This window comes from Kitasatospora sp. NPDC004669 (assembly GCF_040609455.1).
GTDB lineage: Bacteria > Actinomycetota > Actinomycetes > Streptomycetales > Streptomycetaceae > Kitasatospora.
This window is the reverse complement of record NZ_JBEXKB010000027.1, coordinates 40,608-57,122: the sequence shown is the minus strand read 5'-3', so window position 1 is coordinate 57,122 and position 16,515 is coordinate 40,608. Positions and strand designations below refer to the sequence as shown.

The 16,515-nt window shown below is 72.6% G+C and carries 13 protein-coding genes; 3 read left to right on the top strand and 10 right to left on the bottom strand.

Annotated elements, in window-relative coordinates; genetic code table 11:
• Nucleotides 1-14 precede the first annotated feature (14 nt).
• Entirely contained in the window at nucleotides 15-1,517 is a 1,503-nt protein-coding gene (locus tag ABZW30_RS22660) for a DUF4192 domain-containing protein (protein WP_355672965.1), read from the bottom strand.
• Nucleotides 1,518-1,745: 228 nt separating this feature from the next.
• Between ABZW30_RS22660 and ABZW30_RS22655 the strand changes: the two genes are divergently transcribed.
• Together ABZW30_RS22655 and ABZW30_RS22650 are read left to right on the top strand one after the other, a co-directional pair.
• Nucleotides 1,746-3,941, top strand: coding sequence for a RecQ family ATP-dependent DNA helicase (locus tag ABZW30_RS22655; RefSeq protein WP_355672964.1), 2,196 nt, complete (start codon nucleotides 1,746-1,748; stop codon nucleotides 3,939-3,941).
• Nucleotides 3,942-4,322: 381 nt separating this feature from the next.
• Nucleotides 4,323-5,042, top strand: a complete 720-nt coding sequence (locus ABZW30_RS22650) for a hypothetical protein (RefSeq protein WP_355672963.1) — start codon at nucleotides 4,323-4,325, stop codon at nucleotides 5,040-5,042.
• 153 nt (nucleotides 5,043-5,195) lie between these two features.
• On the opposite strand, the gene ABZW30_RS22645 is transcribed toward ABZW30_RS22650, so the two are convergent.
• The 4 genes from ABZW30_RS22645 to ABZW30_RS22630 all read right to left on the bottom strand — a co-directional run bounded on the left by ABZW30_RS22645 (nucleotide 5,196) and on the right by ABZW30_RS22630 (nucleotide 7,902).
• On the bottom strand, nucleotides 5,196-5,879 hold the full coding sequence (locus ABZW30_RS22645) for a hypothetical protein (RefSeq protein WP_355672962.1): 684 nt from the start codon (nucleotides 5,877-5,879) through the stop codon (nucleotides 5,196-5,198).
• 101 nt (nucleotides 5,880-5,980) lie between these two features.
• A complete protein-coding gene (locus tag ABZW30_RS22640) occupies nucleotides 5,981-6,679 on the bottom strand; it encodes a ribonuclease HII (RefSeq protein ID WP_355672961.1) in 699 nt (232 codons plus the stop codon).
• A gap of 151 nt (nucleotides 6,680-6,830) precedes the next feature.
• Nucleotides 6,831-7,382, bottom strand: a complete 552-nt coding sequence (locus tag ABZW30_RS22635) for a TetR-like C-terminal domain-containing protein (protein ID WP_355672960.1) — start codon at nucleotides 7,380-7,382, stop codon at nucleotides 6,831-6,833.
• A gap of 292 nt (nucleotides 7,383-7,674) precedes the next feature.
• On the bottom strand, nucleotides 7,675-7,902 hold the full coding sequence (locus tag ABZW30_RS22630) for a hypothetical protein (RefSeq protein ID WP_355672959.1): 228 nt from the start codon (nucleotides 7,900-7,902) through the stop codon (nucleotides 7,675-7,677).
• Between the two features lie 60 nt (nucleotides 7,903-7,962).
• Here ABZW30_RS22630 and ABZW30_RS22625 point away from each other — a divergent pair, with 60 nt between their 5' ends.
• Nucleotides 7,963-9,507 carry an MFS transporter gene (locus tag ABZW30_RS22625; protein ID WP_355673008.1) on the top strand — a complete coding sequence of 515 codons (1,545 nt, stop codon included), beginning with the start codon at nucleotides 7,963-7,965 and terminating at the stop codon, nucleotides 9,505-9,507.
• A 131-nt stretch (nucleotides 9,508-9,638) separates the two neighbouring features.
• On the opposite strand, the gene ABZW30_RS22620 is transcribed toward ABZW30_RS22625, so the two are convergent.
• The 5 genes from ABZW30_RS22620 to ABZW30_RS22600 all read right to left on the bottom strand — a co-directional run bounded on the left by ABZW30_RS22620 (nucleotide 9,639) and on the right by ABZW30_RS22600 (nucleotide 16,452).
• Nucleotides 9,639-11,246, bottom strand: coding sequence for a DUF4173 domain-containing protein (locus tag ABZW30_RS22620; protein ID WP_355672958.1), 1,608 nt, complete (start codon nucleotides 11,244-11,246; stop codon nucleotides 9,639-9,641).
• Nucleotides 11,247-11,399: 153 nt separating this feature from the next.
• Nucleotides 11,400-12,389: a carbohydrate ABC transporter permease gene (locus ABZW30_RS22615; RefSeq protein WP_355672957.1), complete on the bottom strand. Its 990-nt coding sequence runs from the start codon at nucleotides 12,387-12,389 to the stop codon at nucleotides 11,400-11,402.
• Nucleotides 12,386-13,441, bottom strand: a complete 1,056-nt coding sequence (locus ABZW30_RS22610; protein WP_355672956.1) for a sugar ABC transporter permease — start codon at nucleotides 13,439-13,441, stop codon at nucleotides 12,386-12,388. Before ABZW30_RS22610 ends, ABZW30_RS22615 begins: the two co-directional genes overlap by 4 nt.
• A gap of 113 nt (nucleotides 13,442-13,554) precedes the next feature.
• Entirely contained in the window at nucleotides 13,555-14,940 is a 1,386-nt protein-coding gene (locus ABZW30_RS22605; protein ID WP_355672955.1) for an ABC transporter substrate-binding protein, read from the bottom strand.
• Nucleotides 14,941-15,237: 297 nt separating this feature from the next.
• Nucleotides 15,238-16,452: a cytochrome P450 gene (locus ABZW30_RS22600; RefSeq protein ID WP_355672954.1), complete on the bottom strand. Its 1,215-nt coding sequence runs from the start codon at nucleotides 16,450-16,452 to the stop codon at nucleotides 15,238-15,240.
• Between the last annotated feature and the right edge of the window lie 63 nt (nucleotides 16,453-16,515).

Genomic DNA, 16,515 nt, shown 5'->3' with positions numbered 1-16,515 from the left:
GGGCGGCCAGCGGCTCACTGCGCACGGCGGGCCGCTCTCGCCGTCTGTCGGGTGCCCCGGCACCGGTGCAGCCCGGTGCCGGACCGGACGGCAGCCGACGCGCAGGCCGCCGCCCGGCCGAGCCGCGCACCCCGAGCGTGCCGCCGCCCGGGCGCCGGGCCGCACTCGGGCGCCGGGAGCAGGGCCACCGGCCCGGGCCCGCTCCCATCCGGTTTCGGACTGCGGGGGCCGCCGGGGCTTCCAGGACTGTCGGGGCAGCGATCGGCGGGTGCCGACGCCGCAGACGTGCTCTTCCCTCGGGCACCGCGTCGGCGCCGACGCCCTCCGCCGGCCCGCCCGGGCCGCCCCTCGGGGGCCTCGCCCGCAGCCGGGGCGGGCCCCGGCTCGCCCTCGCCACCAGGATCGGGCGCGGTCACGGGCTTGCCCACCCGCTCCTCGCGCCGTCGGCGCTGAGCCTCGACGGCGGACATCAGCGTCTCCGGCGTCATGCCGTCGTTCATCGACTCGTACAGCAGCTCGGCCAGCAGGTAGCCCGGGGCGAGCCGCAGCACGTGGCCGAGCACCACCCGGGCGGTCGCCGTGTCCCCGGCGACCCAGGAGGCCCAGGCCAACAAGGTGAGCGGGGCCACCGCACAGCCCTCGTACGGCGGCACGGCGCGCCGGGCGAGGTAGCGCCAGAGCCGCTCGGCTGGGGCGAGCTCGGTGGGCCGGACGTACTCGACGCCGCGGTCGCGGGTGAGGCGGTCCCGCAGGGCGAGCAGCAGCCGGGCCGTCCGCTCCTCGTCGAGCTCCCGGGCGCCGGCCGCGAACTCGGCGAAGGCCTGCTCCAGCAGTTCGATGCCCTGCTCCCGGGAGACGGTGCCGGTGGCGGCCTCGGCCCGGACGAGCGCCTCGCGCTGGGAGGCGGCCTCCGGCGGACCGACCGGGGCCAGCCCGCCGATGATCGCCTTCCGGCTGCCGCGCGGCACCAGGCCGGCCACCGTCGCGGCGGCCGCCGCCGGGCCCGGATCGGGCCCGCGCCGCACCGGATTGCCGGCCGGATCGCAGCACCCCTCGCGGCGGCAGAGGAAGGACCACCAGCGGCCGTCGGAGACACAGAGCGACTCCTTGACCGCCGCTCCCCTGCGTCCGAAGGCTGCCCGGAGGTGATCGGCCAGCGGCCGTAGTCCCTCCACCACCGGCGGGGCGTGCGCGGTGACGGGATCCTGGCAGAGGTAGAGGAGCACCTGGAGCGGACGACTGCCGTGCCGCTCGGAGAGGGCCACCAGCAGGGCGGCCGTCTCCTCCGCCGCCGCGGGCCAGTCCGCGGGCGAGGCCGGGAGGTCCGCCCGGATGACCCCGCCCTGGTGCAGGTCGGGGCCCTGGAGGCCGACCGCGACAATGCTGTCGTCGGGGTAGAACCCCAGGAGGTAGGGCAGCAGCTCGGCCATGTCGGCCGGACCGCGCATGACGACCGGCCGCTGCTCGAAAGCCGGGCCGAGGGACAGGGTGACGTGTTCGTTGTTCGTCGCGTTCATGGCCGCAACAGTGGACGCAACCCGACAACGGTGCCGAAGTTCTTTTTTTCCTGTGGATAACTCGAGCCCCGAATTTCTCATCGCCCATTCGGAGCACGTGACACACACTCCGCCGAGTGGATTTTGACGACCGTTCAGCGGATCAGCGGATGAAATCCACTCCGCCTTCCGCTCCCCCGTCTCACCCGCATTCGCCCCTTGTCGGCGCCATGGGGTTACATCGACGCCATGCAGCAGCCCGACATCCACACCACCGCAACCGCCGACCGCACCGAGGTCCGGGCGCGGGCCGAGGCCGTTCTCCGAGAACTGGCCGGCCCCGCCGCCGCCCTGCGCGAGGACCAGTGGACGGCCATCGAGGCCCTCGTGGTCGACCACCGCCGCGCGCTGGTCGTCCAGCGCACCGGCTGGGGGAAGTCCGCGGTCTACTTCATCGCCACCGCCCTGCTCCGCGCCCGGGGCGCCGGGCCGACGGTGATCGTCTCCCCACTGCTCGCCCTGATGCGCAACCAGGTCGAGTCCGCGGCCCGGGCGGGCATCCACGCCCGCACCATCAACTCGGCCAACACCGAGGAGTGGGACGAGATCCAGGCCGAGGTCGCCGCCGGGAAGGTCGACATCCTGCTGGTCAGCCCCGAGCGGCTGAACAACCCGGACTTCCGCGACCAGGTGCTGCCGAAGCTCGCCGCCTCCACCGGCCTGCTGGTGGTCGACGAGGCCCACTGCATCTCCGACTGGGGCCACGACTTCCGCCCCGACTACCGGCGGCTGCGCACCATGCTCGCGGACCTCCCGCCCGGGGTCCCGGTGCTGGCCACCACCGCCACCGCCAACGCCCGGGTCACCGCGGACGTCGCCGAGCAGCTCGGCACCGGCACCACCGACGAGCACGCCCTGGTGCTGCGCGGCCCGCTCGACCGGGAGAGCCTCACCCTGGGAGTGCTGTCCCTGCCCGACCCGGCGCACCGGCTCGCCTGGCTGGCCGACCACCTCGACCGGCTGCCCGGCTCGGGCATCGTCTACACCCTGACGGTGGCCGCGGCCAAGGAGGTGACGGCCTTCCTGCGCGAGCGCGGCTTCCCGGTGGCCTCCTACTCCGGCCGTACCGAGGACGCCGAGCGCCGAACCGCCGAGGCCGACCTGCTGGCCAACCGGGTCAAGGCGCTGGTCGCCACCTCCGCGCTCGGCATGGGCTTCGACAAGCCCGACCTCGGCTTCGTCGTCCACCTGGGCTCGCCCAGCTCGCCGATCGCCTACTACCAGCAGGTCGGCCGGGCCGGGCGCGGGGTGGACCGCGCCGAGGTGCTGCTGCTGCCCGGGCGCGAGGACGAGGCGATCTGGCGCTACTTCGCCTCGCTGGCCTTCCCGCCGGAGGAGCAGGTGCGCCGCACCATCGACGCGCTGGCCGAGGCCGGCCGGCCGCTCTCCACCGCCGCCCTGGAGCCCCGGGTGGACCTGCGCCGCGCCCGGCTGGAGACCATGCTCAAGGTGCTGGACGTGGACGGCGCCGTCCGCCGGGTCAAGGGCGGCTGGACGGCCACCGGGCAGAGCTGGGAGTACGACACCGCCCGCTACGCCAAGGTCGCCGCCTCCCGGGAGGCGGAGCAGCGGGCGATGCGCGACTATGCGACGGCCCCCGGCTGCCGGATGGAGTTCCTGCGCCGCCAGCTGGACGACGAACAGGCCGCACCGTGCGGCCGGTGCGACAACTGCGCGGGCCCGCTGCACACCCCGGAGGTCTCGGCCGAGACGCTGGCCGCGGCCCGGGCGGCGCTCGGCCGCCCGGGCGTGAGCTTCGAGCCGCGCCGGCTCTGGCCCACCGGGATGGACGCGCTCGGGGTGCCGCTCAAGGGTCGGATCCCGGCGGGCGAGCAGGCGGAGACCGGTCGGGCGCTCGGCCGACTGTCGGACATCGGCTGGGGCAACCGGCTGCGCGCCCTGCTCGCCGAGCAGGCGCCGGACGTGCCGGTGCCCCATGAGGCGGTGGACGCGTTGGTGGCGGTGCTGGCCGACTGGGCGCGCGGTCCGGGCGGCTGGGCCGGGCCGGCGACGACGGAGGGCGCCCGGCTGGACCGGCCGGTCGGCGTGGTGACGATGGCTTCCTCGACCCGACCCCAGCTGGTCGGCAGCCTCGGCGCGCGGATCGCCGAGATCGGGCGGCTGCCGCTGCTGGGCCGGATCGAGTACGTCGGCGGGCTGCCGCCGCACGGGGCCCGCAGCAACAGCGCCCAACGGCTGCACTCGCTGGCCGGGGCGCTGGCGCTGCCACCGGAGCTGGAGCAGGCGGTGGCAGCGGCCGGCGGGCCGGTGCTGCTGGTGGACGACCTCGTGGACTCGGGGTGGACGGTCACCGTGGCCGCCCGGCTGCTGCGCCGGGCGGGGGCGAGCGCGGTGCTGCCGCTGGTCCTGGCCGTGCAGGGCTGAGCGGGCGGCGGCCGGCCGCCGCGAGCGAACCGTCTCCGCCCACGACTGCCGTCACTCGAATGGCCTAACCGAAAGGAGTCGACAAGGGCGATTTCGATCACACCGCGGACCAACCCGGGAAAGGAGTGCCCACCATGCCGAAGACGGTTCACCCTGCCCTTTGCGCAGCGTGGATCAAGGTCGGGCGATGCCTGGGCGACACGCGGACAGCCGTGGAACATATCCGGCAGAACATGGGCTTTCGGGTGGCGCTCATCATTTCATCGTTGCCGGTCCGCCCCCGTTGCCCCGAGAATTGGGAGGTACCCGAAATCCGGTCCGCTGGACCCGCCCTTCGGCGTACCCAGGCACCCGCCTGCCCACGGGCCAGGAAGGAGGATCGTGATCAACGGTATCGGCCGAGGTCAACATCCCCTCTCCGGGAGCTCGACGCCCAGACGGCTGCTCGACCTGGAGACCTGGACCGCCTCGGGGATCCCGTTGCTGCGCGATCCGCGCGATTTCGTCCTGGAGCTGCACCAGCGTCATCTGCCCCAGCCGGGCACGGTCGTGGTCGCGGTCCTGGACGCGCTCCACCACCTGGCCGCCTCGGCCTCGTTCACGCCCTGGCCGCACGACACCGACGGCTGGCAGCACCGGAACGACCTGCTGGCGCACCTGCGCCGGATCATCCCGCACGACCTGCGACGGCCAGAGCCGACCCGGACGGCCGTCCTACTGCGCTGCCGCGAGGGCGCGCCCGGCTGGACGGAGCAGGACGGCGCCTGGATGTGGGCGCTGCGGGACGCGTCCGTGCTGCACGGCCTGCGCTGCGGCTCGTACATCGGGCTCACCCCGGCGGGCTGGCAGATCCTCGGCGACGGGCGCGGCGGGCGCAATCCGCACGCTGGTTCGTGGACGGACGGGCCGGTGCACACCGTGACGGAGCTGCCGCCCCGGTCGGTACTCGACGACGCCCCGCGCAGCCAGCGCGCCAAGCAGCAGGCGGCCGAGCAGGCCAAGCGCGGCGACGGTCCGCAGCGCTCCCCTTCACCCGAGCCCCCGTGGATCCCGGCGCGGGTCACGGCCGTCGAACCGGGCCGCCGCACCGGCACCCGCTGAGCGGCACCGACAACGGCAACGACAACGGTCCCGAGCGCGCCGACAAGGCAACGGCAGGCACCGCGCACACCGGCGCCGGCAGCTGGGCCCGGCACTCCGGACGGACCCCGGGTCCGGCACCGTGCGGCGCCGGCCCCGGGGTGGGAACGACTGTCAGGCCTTGACCCGGCGCCCCGATGCGGCACCGGCCGCACCGGCCGCAGCCGGGCCGGCCTCTCCGCAGACCACCAGTAGCGCGGTCGCGTGGCCGAGCGCCTTTCTGTGCGCCTCGGCGGCCCGGGCGGGCGAACCACCGTTGACCACCAGGACGACCACCTCGCGGCGGACCGGACGGGTCAGCGCGGCATCGGCGTAGAACACGTCTCCGCCCTCGGTGAGCTGCGCCCAGTAGCGCTCCTCACCGAAGGAGAGTTCGTGCTGCTGCCAGGGGTGCGTCTCGCCGACGGTCAGCACCAGGATGTCGCCCGGGTTGCGGCCGGAGTCCAGCAGCAGGTCGACCGCGTCATCGGCGCGCTCCAGCGCCTCGGCCGGGGCCGCGGCGATCCGCTGGACCTCGACCTGCGACGCGGCGGCGGCCGGACGGCGCGGCGCCGGCCCAGGCTTGGGGATCAGGCGCGGCGGGCCCGAACGGTCGGCGCGCGGCGGGGCCGGACGCGGGGGCGCCGGACGGGGGCCGGGCACCGGGGCCGGCGCGGCCGTGACGGCGGTGGGTGCGGTGGCGGGTGCGCCGCCGGTGGCAGGCGTGTGGAGGGCTTGTGCGTCCGACTCGCGGGGGAAGGGAACGCCGGGGCCCGGGAGGCTCTCGTGAATCTCCGGCTCCTCGGGGAAGACAGGCATACCCGGATATCTATCAAATGCCGGTCGGACGCGCACGGGCACCCCACCCATTGGGCGCCGGACGCCCGTCACCCACACCGGGGGCAATTCCAGACGGACCGTCAGAAACCGAGCGTCAACTGTTCGTCGACGGAACCCTGACCCGCACCCGCGACGCCCCGTCCACGCTTGAGATGACGCCACTTCGGCAGTGCGTCCAAGTACGCCCAGGAGAGCCGGTGGTGGCCGGTGGGGCCGTACTCCTCCAGCGCGGCACGGTGCACCGGGGACGGATAGCCGGCGTTGTCCGCGAAGCCGTACTCCGGGTACGCCTCGCCCAGTTCGGCCATCATTCCGTCGCGGTGGACCTTGGCGAGCACCGAGGCGGCAGCGACGCAGATGCAGGACTGGTCACCCTTGATGACCGTGCGCACCCGCCACGGGCCGCCGAGGTAGTCGTGCTTGCCGTCCAGGATCACCGCGTCGGGTTCGACCGGCAGCGCTTCCAGCGCGCGGACGGCGGCCAGCCGCAGCGCCGCCGTCATGCCGAGCTCGTCGCACTCCTGCGGCGAGGCGTGCCCGAGCGCGTACGCGGTGACCCAGTCGGCGAGCACCGGCGCGAGCGCCTGGCGGCGCAGCTCGGTGAGCAGCTTGGAGTCGGTCAGCCCCTCGGGCGCCTTGCGCAGTCCGGTGACGGCGGCACCGACGGTGACCGGTCCGGCCCAGGCGCCGCGCCCGACCTCGTCCAGACCGACCACGAGCTTGGCGCCGGCCCGGCGGAGCGAACGTTCGACGGAGTGCGTCGGCGGGACGATGGGCATCGCGAAGACTCCGTTCGGCAAAGCAGCCCGTTCCGGTGGGGCAACCTCCAGCCTAAGCCCGCCCGACGACCGCCCCGAGCCCGCCCGGTGCGCCCGCCCCGGGCCCCGGCCGCCCCGCACGGGCTGCCCGCCCCACACGGCCCGCCCCGACCTACGGCTGTCGGATCAGCGGCACCAGTACGTCGTCCACCAGCCGGACCGCGAAGTCGGGCGCCAGCTCCCGGTCGCGGATCTTCACCTGGAACATCAGCATCGACGGGACCACGTCGGCGACCAGCGGGGAGACCGCCCCGGGCCGGACGTCCCCGCGTTCGACGCCGCGGCGGAGGATGTCCAGGATGGTGTCCTTGATCGGCTCGATCACCCGCTGCACGATGAAGTCCTTGAACACCTCGGCCTGTTGCTGGGAGAGCTCGGCCATCAGCGCATGCATGGCGGCGCCCGCGCTGGAGCCGATCGCATCCGTGAACAGCCCGATGAGCTGCAGCAATTCGGCACGGGCGGACCCGAGGTCGGGAACCCCGTGAGGGCGTGGGAGAGTGGAGTCCAGGGCGCCGATGACGAGTTCGACCTTGGACGCCCAGCGCCGGTAGAGCGCGGCCTTCCCGGTCCGCGCCGCAGCGGCGACGCCCTCCATCGTCAGTCGCGCGTAACCGCCGGAGGTGAGCTGGTCGAGCGCGGCCTCGAAGATCGCATTCTCCAACTCCTTCCCCCGGCGCCGCCCCGGTCGCGCCAGCGCTTCCCGGGCCACCCGCATCGGGCAGCGGGGCTCCGACTCCCCATCCGACGACTCCACGGACACCACCGGCCCCACGGACACCACCGGCGCCACGCGTTCCACGGGCACCGCAGGCGCCAGTACCGCAGGTACCAGGGGCGACGACACCCCGCCCTCCGCCGGTCGGGCGGCCGCCCGACCGGATGCCCGGTCCGCCGTGAGGCGCCGCACCAACCGCTCCATCGCCACCCTCCTTAAGGAACGCTTGCGTTCACTATCAAGCCCAGGATATCTTCCAGATTAGTGAACGGCACCGTTCCTTCCTAGCCTGCCCCGACGCACAGTCGACGTCGGCGCACAGCAGCACTCCGGGCCCGCAGGTCAGCCGGACACCACGCACCGCGCACCACGCACCGAGCACCGAACGCCAAGTGCCGAGCACCAGCACCAGCACCAGCACCAGCACCAGCACCAGGCACGTACCACCACCGCGCACCAGCACCATGCACCGTGCACCGTGCACCAAGCACCTCGCACGTAGCCAGCAGGGGGAACATTCGTGGCCATCTCCGACACGCTCAGCAAGAACTCACCACCGAAGGGCCGCCAGGGTCACGGGAAGGGCATCACCCTGACCGTCATCGCGGCCACGCAGCTCATGGTGGTGCTCGACGCGACCATCGTGAACATCGCGCTGCCGCACATCAAGGACGCGCTGAACTTCTCGACCACCGACCTGTCCTGGGTCATCAACGCCTACACGCTGACCTTCGGCGGGCTGCTGCTGCTCGGCGGTCGCGCGGGTGACATCCTGGGCCGCCGCCGGGTGTTCATCTTCGGCACCCTGCTGTTCGGCCTGGCCTCACTGCTGGGCGGTTTCGCGCAGGACAGTGGTCTGCTGCTGGCCGCCCGCGCACTCCAGGGCATCGGCGGCGCGATCTGTTCACCGACCGCATTCGCCCTGATCGCCACCAACTTCGACGAAGGGCCGGAACGCAACAAGGCGTTCGGCGTCTTCTCGGCGGTGGCCGGCTCCGGCGCCGCGATCGGCCTGCTGGCCGGCGGTCTGCTCACCGAATACCTGAACTGGCGCTGGGTGTTCTTCGTCAACGTGCCGATCGCGATCATGATCGCGATCGCCGCGCCGCGCTACATCGCCGAGTCCGAGCGCCACCCGGGCCGCTTCGACCTGCCCGGCGCGCTCACCTCGACGCTCGGCCTGGTCGGCCTGGTCTACGGGTTCATCCGGGCCGCCTCGGACGGCTGGACGGACAGCATCACGCTCGGCTCCTTCGCGGCCGGCGCGATCCTGATGGCCGCCTTCTTCGTGATCGAGAACCGCACCGACCAGCCGATCACCCCGATGCACCTGTTCGCCGACCGCAACCGCACCGGCGGCCTGGTGATGATGCTCTGCCTGGCCGCGGCCATGTTCGGCATCTTCTTCTACGTCGTCCTGTTCGTGCAGGGACCGCTCGGCTACAGCCCGCTCAAGGCGGGTGTGTCGTTCCTGCCGATCAGCGTCGCGATCATCATCGCCGCGCAGATCGCGTCCAACCTGCAGGCCAAGTACGGCCCGAAGCCGTTCATGGCGGGCGGCGCGCTGCTGGTCACCGTCGGCCTCTCCTGGCTGACCCAGATGGGCAAGGACAGCGGCTACGTGGACGGGGTGCTCGGCCCCACGGTGGTCTTCGGCTTCGGCATGGGCCTGATCTTCGTGCCGGTGATGCTGCTCTCGGTCGCGGGCGTGCCGGGCGAGGAGACCGGCGCCGCCTCCGGCCTGCTCAACTCGATGCAGCAGATCGGCGGTTCGCTCGGCCTGTCGATCCTGACCACGGTCTTCGCGCACTACGCGATCGCCGAGACCAAGGTCCAGATGCCGATCTTCATGGAGAAGGCCTCTCCGGAACAGCTGGGCTACCTCCAGCAGCACCACGATTTCCCCCAGGGCACCGACGCCGCCAACTCGGTCCTCACCCAGGGGATTTCGCACGGCTTCATCGTCGGCGCGGCGCTCGCCGGGGTCGCCCTGCTGGTCGCCCTCTTCGTGATCAAGGCGAAGGCCAGCGACCTGCCGAGCGGTGACTCCGCCGGCGTCGCGATGCACTGAGGCACGACGGCGCACCGAGGCACCGAGGCACCGAGACACCGAGGCACCGACAGCCGACAGCCGACAGCCGACAGCCGACGGGCCCGCCGGGAGCAGCACGCTCCCGGCGGGCCCGTTGCGTGCCTCGTCCGTCAGAAGTACGGGTCGTTGCGCAGCCCCGCCCGCTCGCAGGCGCTCGACTTCCGCCCGCCGTCGGCCAACGGCCGTCCGGCCAGGATCCCGCGGGCCCGGTCGGCGGAGCGGCTGGTGGCGGACCAGGCCGTGGTGTGGTTCGCCAGGTCGGTGTCGATCAGCTGCAGCGCGCAGGACCGCTGCGGTTCCGGGAGCCGGTCCAGGGCGGGCACCGCGTCCGCCGAGAGCTCGCGGACGTTGCGCAGGTCGATCTGCCGGGAATGTCCGAAGCGGGCGACATTCTGCTCCGCGACGATCGCGTCCGGCCCCGCCAGCCCGTACACCGCGACGGTGAGCATGCCGCTGAGGACGACGGCACGCGGCAGCCAGCCGGCGCCACGGGTGAGCCCGGCGGTGATCAGCAGCAGGAAGACCACGCCCAGCCAGATCTCCACCACCAGCACCCACAGTCGCAGCCGGGTGAGCCCGGAGGCGTCCACGTAGAACCACATCCGGCCGAGCGCCGAGGTGACCACGACCAGGGCGAGCAGGCAGAGCAGCCCCAGCAGGATCCGCGCCACCCGGCGGTCGGCCGGGGTGGTGCGCGGGGCCCAGCGCTTGGCGACGGCCACCACGACCAGGGTCAGCACGGTGATCGCGCTCAGCTGCCAGAAGCCCTGCCGGGCGTACTCGGAGCGGCTCATGCCGGTGTTGCCCAGTACGGCGTCCGCGCCGCCGAGCACCACCACGGCCTGGATCACCGCGAAGGCACCGAACATCAGGTTGAGCGCGACCAGCGGCAGCGCCCACTCCAGCCGGCGCCGCTCCCGCCCCGGCCGGGCCGTCATGCGGTCCCAGCGGCGCGGCCCGGCCGCGATGTGCGCGAACCCCAGCGCGGTGAGCGTGCCGAGTACGAACAGCATCGCGCGCAGTGGCAGTTGGTGGAGGTCGAGGCTCGGGTTGAGGCCGCTCAGCAGGTCCGCCATGGCGGCGTCGGCACTGGCGAAGAGCAGGCCGAAGACGGTGAGCAGGACGGCGGCAACCGCGAGCGCCTTGAGCACCGGGACGATCCGGCCGCGGCCGGGCAGCGGTCGGCCCTCCAGGCCGTCCCAGACCCAGCCCACACCCGGCACCAGTTGCCAGACGGCGGCGGGCAGGGCGAACAGCACGCCCGGCCAGCGGCGGCCGCCGTGCAGGGCGAGCGACGCCAGGCCGAGCGCGCCCCCGACGGACAGCACGGTCGGCCAGCCCGCGTCCCAGAAGGCCGGAACGGCGAGCAGGGCGAGGGCGAGCAGGCTCCAGACCGCCGTCCAGGGCCGGACCCGACGGCCCGCCGCGCGGGCGACGAGGCCGGCCCCGACGGCGGTGGCGGCGCCGCAGATCAGCAGGTTGGCGCCCACGCCGTCGTACAACAACCAGGCCGTCAGCAGGCCGGTGAGCAGGGCGAGCAGGAGGACTCGGGGGGTGGCCGCCGCCCGGTGCTCGGGGTCGGTGCGGCGCAGCCGGTCGCCGTGCGACGGCACGGGCGTGCCGGCCGACCGGTACGGGCCGGACGACCCGTACGCGGGCCGGTACGGCAGGTCGACGGGCGGCGGATCGGCCGGAGCAGGCACGGACAGACCTGACATGAGTCCCCCTCAGTGGTCGGCGGGCATGCGGAAGCCACCCTCGGGGCGGTCCGTCGGCGGGCGCGCCGGGCGCCGCGGCGCTGCCGACTGTAGACCATTCTGAACGAGTTCAAAAGTTTGTTCTGAACGCGTTCATAACACTGGAGTCGCGGCCTACCCCTTCACCGACCCGGCCAGCAGCCCGCGCACGAAGTACCGCTGGAGGCTGAAGAAGACGATCAGCGGCACGATGATCGACAGGAACGCCCCGGCTGTGAGCAGCTCCCACCGCCCGCCGAAGGAGCCGGACAGCTGGGCCAGCCGCACCGTCATCGGCGCCACCTCCGGCGTGCCGCCGGCGAAGGTGAGCGCGACCAGCAGGTCGTTCCAGACCCACAGGAACTGGAAGATCGCGAACGAGGCCAGCGCCGGGGCGCACAGCGGCAGCACGATCGAGCGGAAGATCTTGAAGTGCGAGGCGCCGTCCACCACCGCCGCCTCCATCAGGTCGCGCGGCAGTTGGGCGATGAAGTTGTGCAGCAGGAACACCGCCAGCGGCATCGCGAACATGGTGTGCGCCAGCCAGACCGGCGCGTAGCTGCCCTTCAGGTCCACCGCCGGGATCAGCGTCAGCGGGCCCAGGTGCGCGCCGCCGGAGAACAGTCGCAGCAGCGGGATCAGCGCCATCTGGAGCGGCACCACCTGGAGCGCGAACACGGTGAAGAACACCGCGTCGCTGCCCCGGAACCGCACCCAGGCCAGCGCGTAGGCCGCCATCGCCGCCAGCACCAGCGGGAAGAGGGTGGCCGGGATGCTGATCGCCAGTGAGTTGACCATGAAGGGCATCAGACCGGTGGAGACGCCGGAGCCGCCCTCGAACAGCACCGCATGGTAGTTGCCGAGCCCGAAGTCCGGGTGGAGCAAGGCGTTCCACCAGCCGTCGGCCGTCACGTCCTGCTTGGGGCGCAACGAGGTGACCAGCAGGCCGAGGGTCGGGATCGTCCAGAGCACCGTCATCGCGATCACGAACACCGAGGCCAGCGGGCTGCTGAAGGCCTTCCGTACCGGATTCTCCCGGACGGGTCGGCCGCCACCGGGGCGACGGCCGAAGGGACGCCGGCCAACGGGCCGAGGGTTCACGGCCTTCGCCTCACGATCGCTCACCGCACCTCACGCTCCCTCCGCAGCTGGACGATGTTGTAGGCCACCAGCGGCAGCACCGCGAGGAACAGCAGCACCGCGAGGGCGCTGCCCCGCCCGTCGTTGAACTGCGCGAAGGACTGCGAGTACATCTCGTTGGCCAGCACCTGGGTGCCGAAGTTGCCGCCGGTCATGGTGCGGACGATGTCGAAGGCCTTCAGGGTGATGATCATGACGGTGGTCAGCACGACCATCACCGTGGTGCGGATCATCGGCACGGTGACGGACCAGAACAGCCGCAGCCCGGTCGCGCCGTCCAGCCGGGCCGCCTCCGTCACCTCGTCCGGGATCGCCTTGATCGCCGCCGACAGCACCATCGCGAAGCCGGTCTGCACCCAGACCATGACCGCCATCAGCAGGAAGGTGTTCAGCGGCTGGCTGAGCAGCCAGTTCGGCGGGTCCGACCAGCCCGCCGCGTGGGCGAGTTGGCTGAGCAGTCCGATCTGCGGCTGGTCCTTCCCGCGCGCCTCGTAGACGAATTTGAAGATGATCGAGGCGCCGACCAGCGAGATCGCCATCGGCATGAAGATCAGCGACTTGTACACCGCCTGGCCGCGCATCCGGTCCACCAGCAGCGCCAGCGCCAGGCCCAGCCCGGTCGCCACCAGCGGCGCGACCACCAGCCACAGCAGGGTGTTGAACAGCACCTCGCGGATCGAGTCGGTGGTGAAGGCCCAGCCGAAGTTCTCGCCGCCGACGAACCCGGTGCCGTCGGCGTTCTGCAGGCTCAGGTAGACGGTGCGGACCAGCGGCACCACCAGGCCGACCGCCAGCAGCAGCACGGCCGGGCCGAGGAACACCAGGACGGCCAGCGGGCGGGCAAGTCGGCCTCGGGCCCGGCCGGCCACCAGGAAGACCAGCAGCAGGATCCCGAGGAAGCCCGCGATCGCGCCGACGCTGTTGCCGAACTTGACCGCCGCGTCGCCCCAGGCGCCGTCGGCCAGGGAGCCGACGCCGGGCAGGGAGCCGACATCAGGCAGGGGGCCGGTGTCAGGCGGGGAGCCGGATACGGACATAGCTGTACGTCCCTTCGGGTCCGGTGGGAAGGGGGCGGGCGGTGCGGGTGGGTGGCCCCGCACCGCCCTCGACAGGTGGTCCTCGTGCCCGCGTCCGGCGGGAACCGGGCGGGCTACTTCGGCCAGGCGGCGTCGATGTCGGCGGCGGTCTTCTGGATCGACTGCCCCTCGGCGAACCAGGCGGTCAGCGACTTCCACTCCTGCCCGGCGCCGACGGCCGCGGGCATCATGTCGGAGCCGTCGAAGCGGAAGGTCGCGCTCGGGTCGGTCAGCGCCTCCGCCGAGAGCTTGTCGATCGGGTCGGTGTACAGGCTCCTGTCCACGCCCTGGTTGGCCGAGACCCAGCCGGTCGCGGTCTTCACCCGGCTGCTCGCCCAGTCCGAGCTGGACAGGTAGTTCTGCACCGCTTGCGCCTCGGGCTTGCTGGAGAAGGCGGCCAGGAACTCGCCGCCGCCCTCGACGGGGTTGGCGATCGACGGGTTCACCGCGGGCAGGTGGAAGGCGAACACGTCGCCGTCCGGGCCGACCTTGGTGCCCTTGGGCCACTGGGCCTCGTAGAAGGAGGCCTGTTGGAGCATCGCGCACTTGCCGGTGAGGATCGGCGCGCCCGCGTCCTGGAAGGTGGTGGTGGCGATCGACTTGACGTCGCCGTAACCGCCGTTGACCCAGGCCGGGTTCTGCATCCAGTCGGCGACGGTCCTCATCGCGGTGGTGATCTTCTCGTCGGAGAACTTCACCTGGTGGCCGACCCACTGGTCGTAGACCTCGCCGCCGTACGTGCCCAGCACCACCTCCTCCAGCCAGTCGGTGGCCGGCCAGCCGGTGGCCGTGCCGGAGGCGATGCCGCCGCACCAGGGCTTGGGGCCGCCCGACTTGGCGATCCGGTCGCTGAGCGCCATCAGGTCCGCCCAGGTCTTCGGCACCTCGTAGCCGGCCGTGTTGAAGGCCTTCGGCGAGTACCAGACCAGCGACTTCATGTTGGCACTCATCGGCGCCGCGTAGAAGGTGCCGTCGACCGATCCGTAGGTCTTCCAGACCGGGCTCCACTTGTCCTGGTTGGCGACGGTCTGGGCGGGCGGCTTGACCACCTTGCCGCTCTTGACCATCTGCGCCAGCAGGCCCGGCTGCGGGATGATCGCGAAGTCCGGGGCGTTGCCTCCGGCCACCCGGACCGGCAGCTGGGACTCGAAGTCGTTGGACCCCTCGTAGCTGATCTTGATCCCGGTGCACTTGCTGAACTCGGACCAGGACTTCTCCAGGTTGTCCGACTCCGGGCTGAGGATGGAGGCGAACATCGTCACCGTGGTTCCCGAATGGCCCGCGTACGGCTGGTACTTGGCGCAGTCACCGGTCAGAGTCTGGGCCGTTCCACCGCCGCCACCCGAACCGCCGGAGCTGTTCGAGCAGGCCGCGGTCAGGGTCAGCGCCGCCAGCAGGGCGGGCACGGCGGCCAAACGGCGGCGGGAACTCCGGGACGGCGCGGTCGGGTTGAGGGTCAATGCGGTCCTCCTCGCCAGGGCGTGCTGCCGAAGGTTGGCTGAACGACATTGCGCTGTACCGGAGATGGACGTACAGAGGTCGCGGGCGAGCGGGCGGCCGAACCGATTCGACGACGTTAACGCAGCCGTCGGCCGCCGCCAAGGTCCATGGTCGACCTTCACAGACCGGTGCCCCGACCGTGACCGACGGAAACCGGAGATCACACCCCGAGGAGCCGAAGACCCCGCCCGGAGGCCGGACGGGGCCATGGTTCCGACGCGGTTCCGATGCAGCCCCGACGCGGCTCCGACGCACCCTCAGAAGAGTCGGACGGGCAGCTCCAGCAGGCTGTTCACCACCAGCGACGGGCTCGGCCGCAGCTCGCCGTCCGGCACCGCCAGCGCCAGCGCGGGGAAGCGCTCGAACAGCGCGGGCAGTGCGACCCCCGCCTCCAGCCGGGCCAGCGGCGAGCCCGGGCAGACGTGCGGGCCGTGGCCGAAGGACAGGTGGCGGGTCGGGTCCCGGGTGATGTCGAACAGCTCCGCCGTCACCCCGTGCTGCAGCGGGTCCCGGCCGATCGCGTTGTACGAGACCAGCACCGGCTCGCCCGCCGGGATCACCACCTCGCCGACCTCGATGTCCTCGGCCGCGAAGCGGAACAGGAAGTTGCTGGTCGGCGGGGTCCAGCGGAGCGACTCCTCGACCACCGCGTCCCAGGACACCTTCCCGGCGCGCACCAGCTCCAGCTGGTCCGGGTGGGTCAGCAGCGCCCGCACCGCGTTGCCGATCAGGTTCACCGTGGTCTCGTGGCCGGCCGCGATGATCACCCGCAGGGTGGCCGCCGCCTCCGCGTCAGTGAGCGCCCCGCCCTCGGTGTCCGCCGCCAGCAGCACGCTCGCCAGGTCCTCGCCCGGGGCCGAACGACGCTGCGCCACCAGGTCGTTGACGAAGGCGTTCAGCCCGGCGATGGTCGCCTGGATGCCGGCCGGGTCGGGCTTGATGCCGAAGAACCGCTCGTACAGGTCGCGCAGCACGCCGTGGTCCGACTCCGGCACGCCCAGCAGCGAGCAGATCACCGTCATCGGCAGCGGGAAGGCGAAGGCGGTCTTGAGGTCGACCACCGGCGCCCCGGCCGCCAGGCCGTCCAGCAGCGCGTGGGTGACCTCCTCCACGCGCGGGCGCATCAGCTCGACCCGGCGCGGGGTGAAGGCCTGCGCGACCAGCGCCCGCAGCCGGCGGTGCTCGGCGCCGTCCGTGGTCACCATGCTCGGGCCGGGCACCGCCAGGCCGATCAGCGGCCAGGTCTTCGACACCTCGCCGCGCTGGTAGGCCGCCCAGTGCCTGGCGTCCTTCACCAGCCGGGCGTCGGTGAGCAGATCGCGCGCGGCCGCGTGCCGGGTCACCGCCCAGGCGGCGACCCCGCCCGGCAGCACCACCGGCACCACCGGACCGGCGGCCCGCAGCAGGGCGCCCTCGGCGGCGTTGTCGCGGGCCAGCGGGTCGAGGGCGATCGGGGCCGGGGCAGCGGTCATCGGCGTCAATTCTCCTTCAACGGCAAGGAACTTCGAACGATTGTGCACGTCCCGTGGATCTTG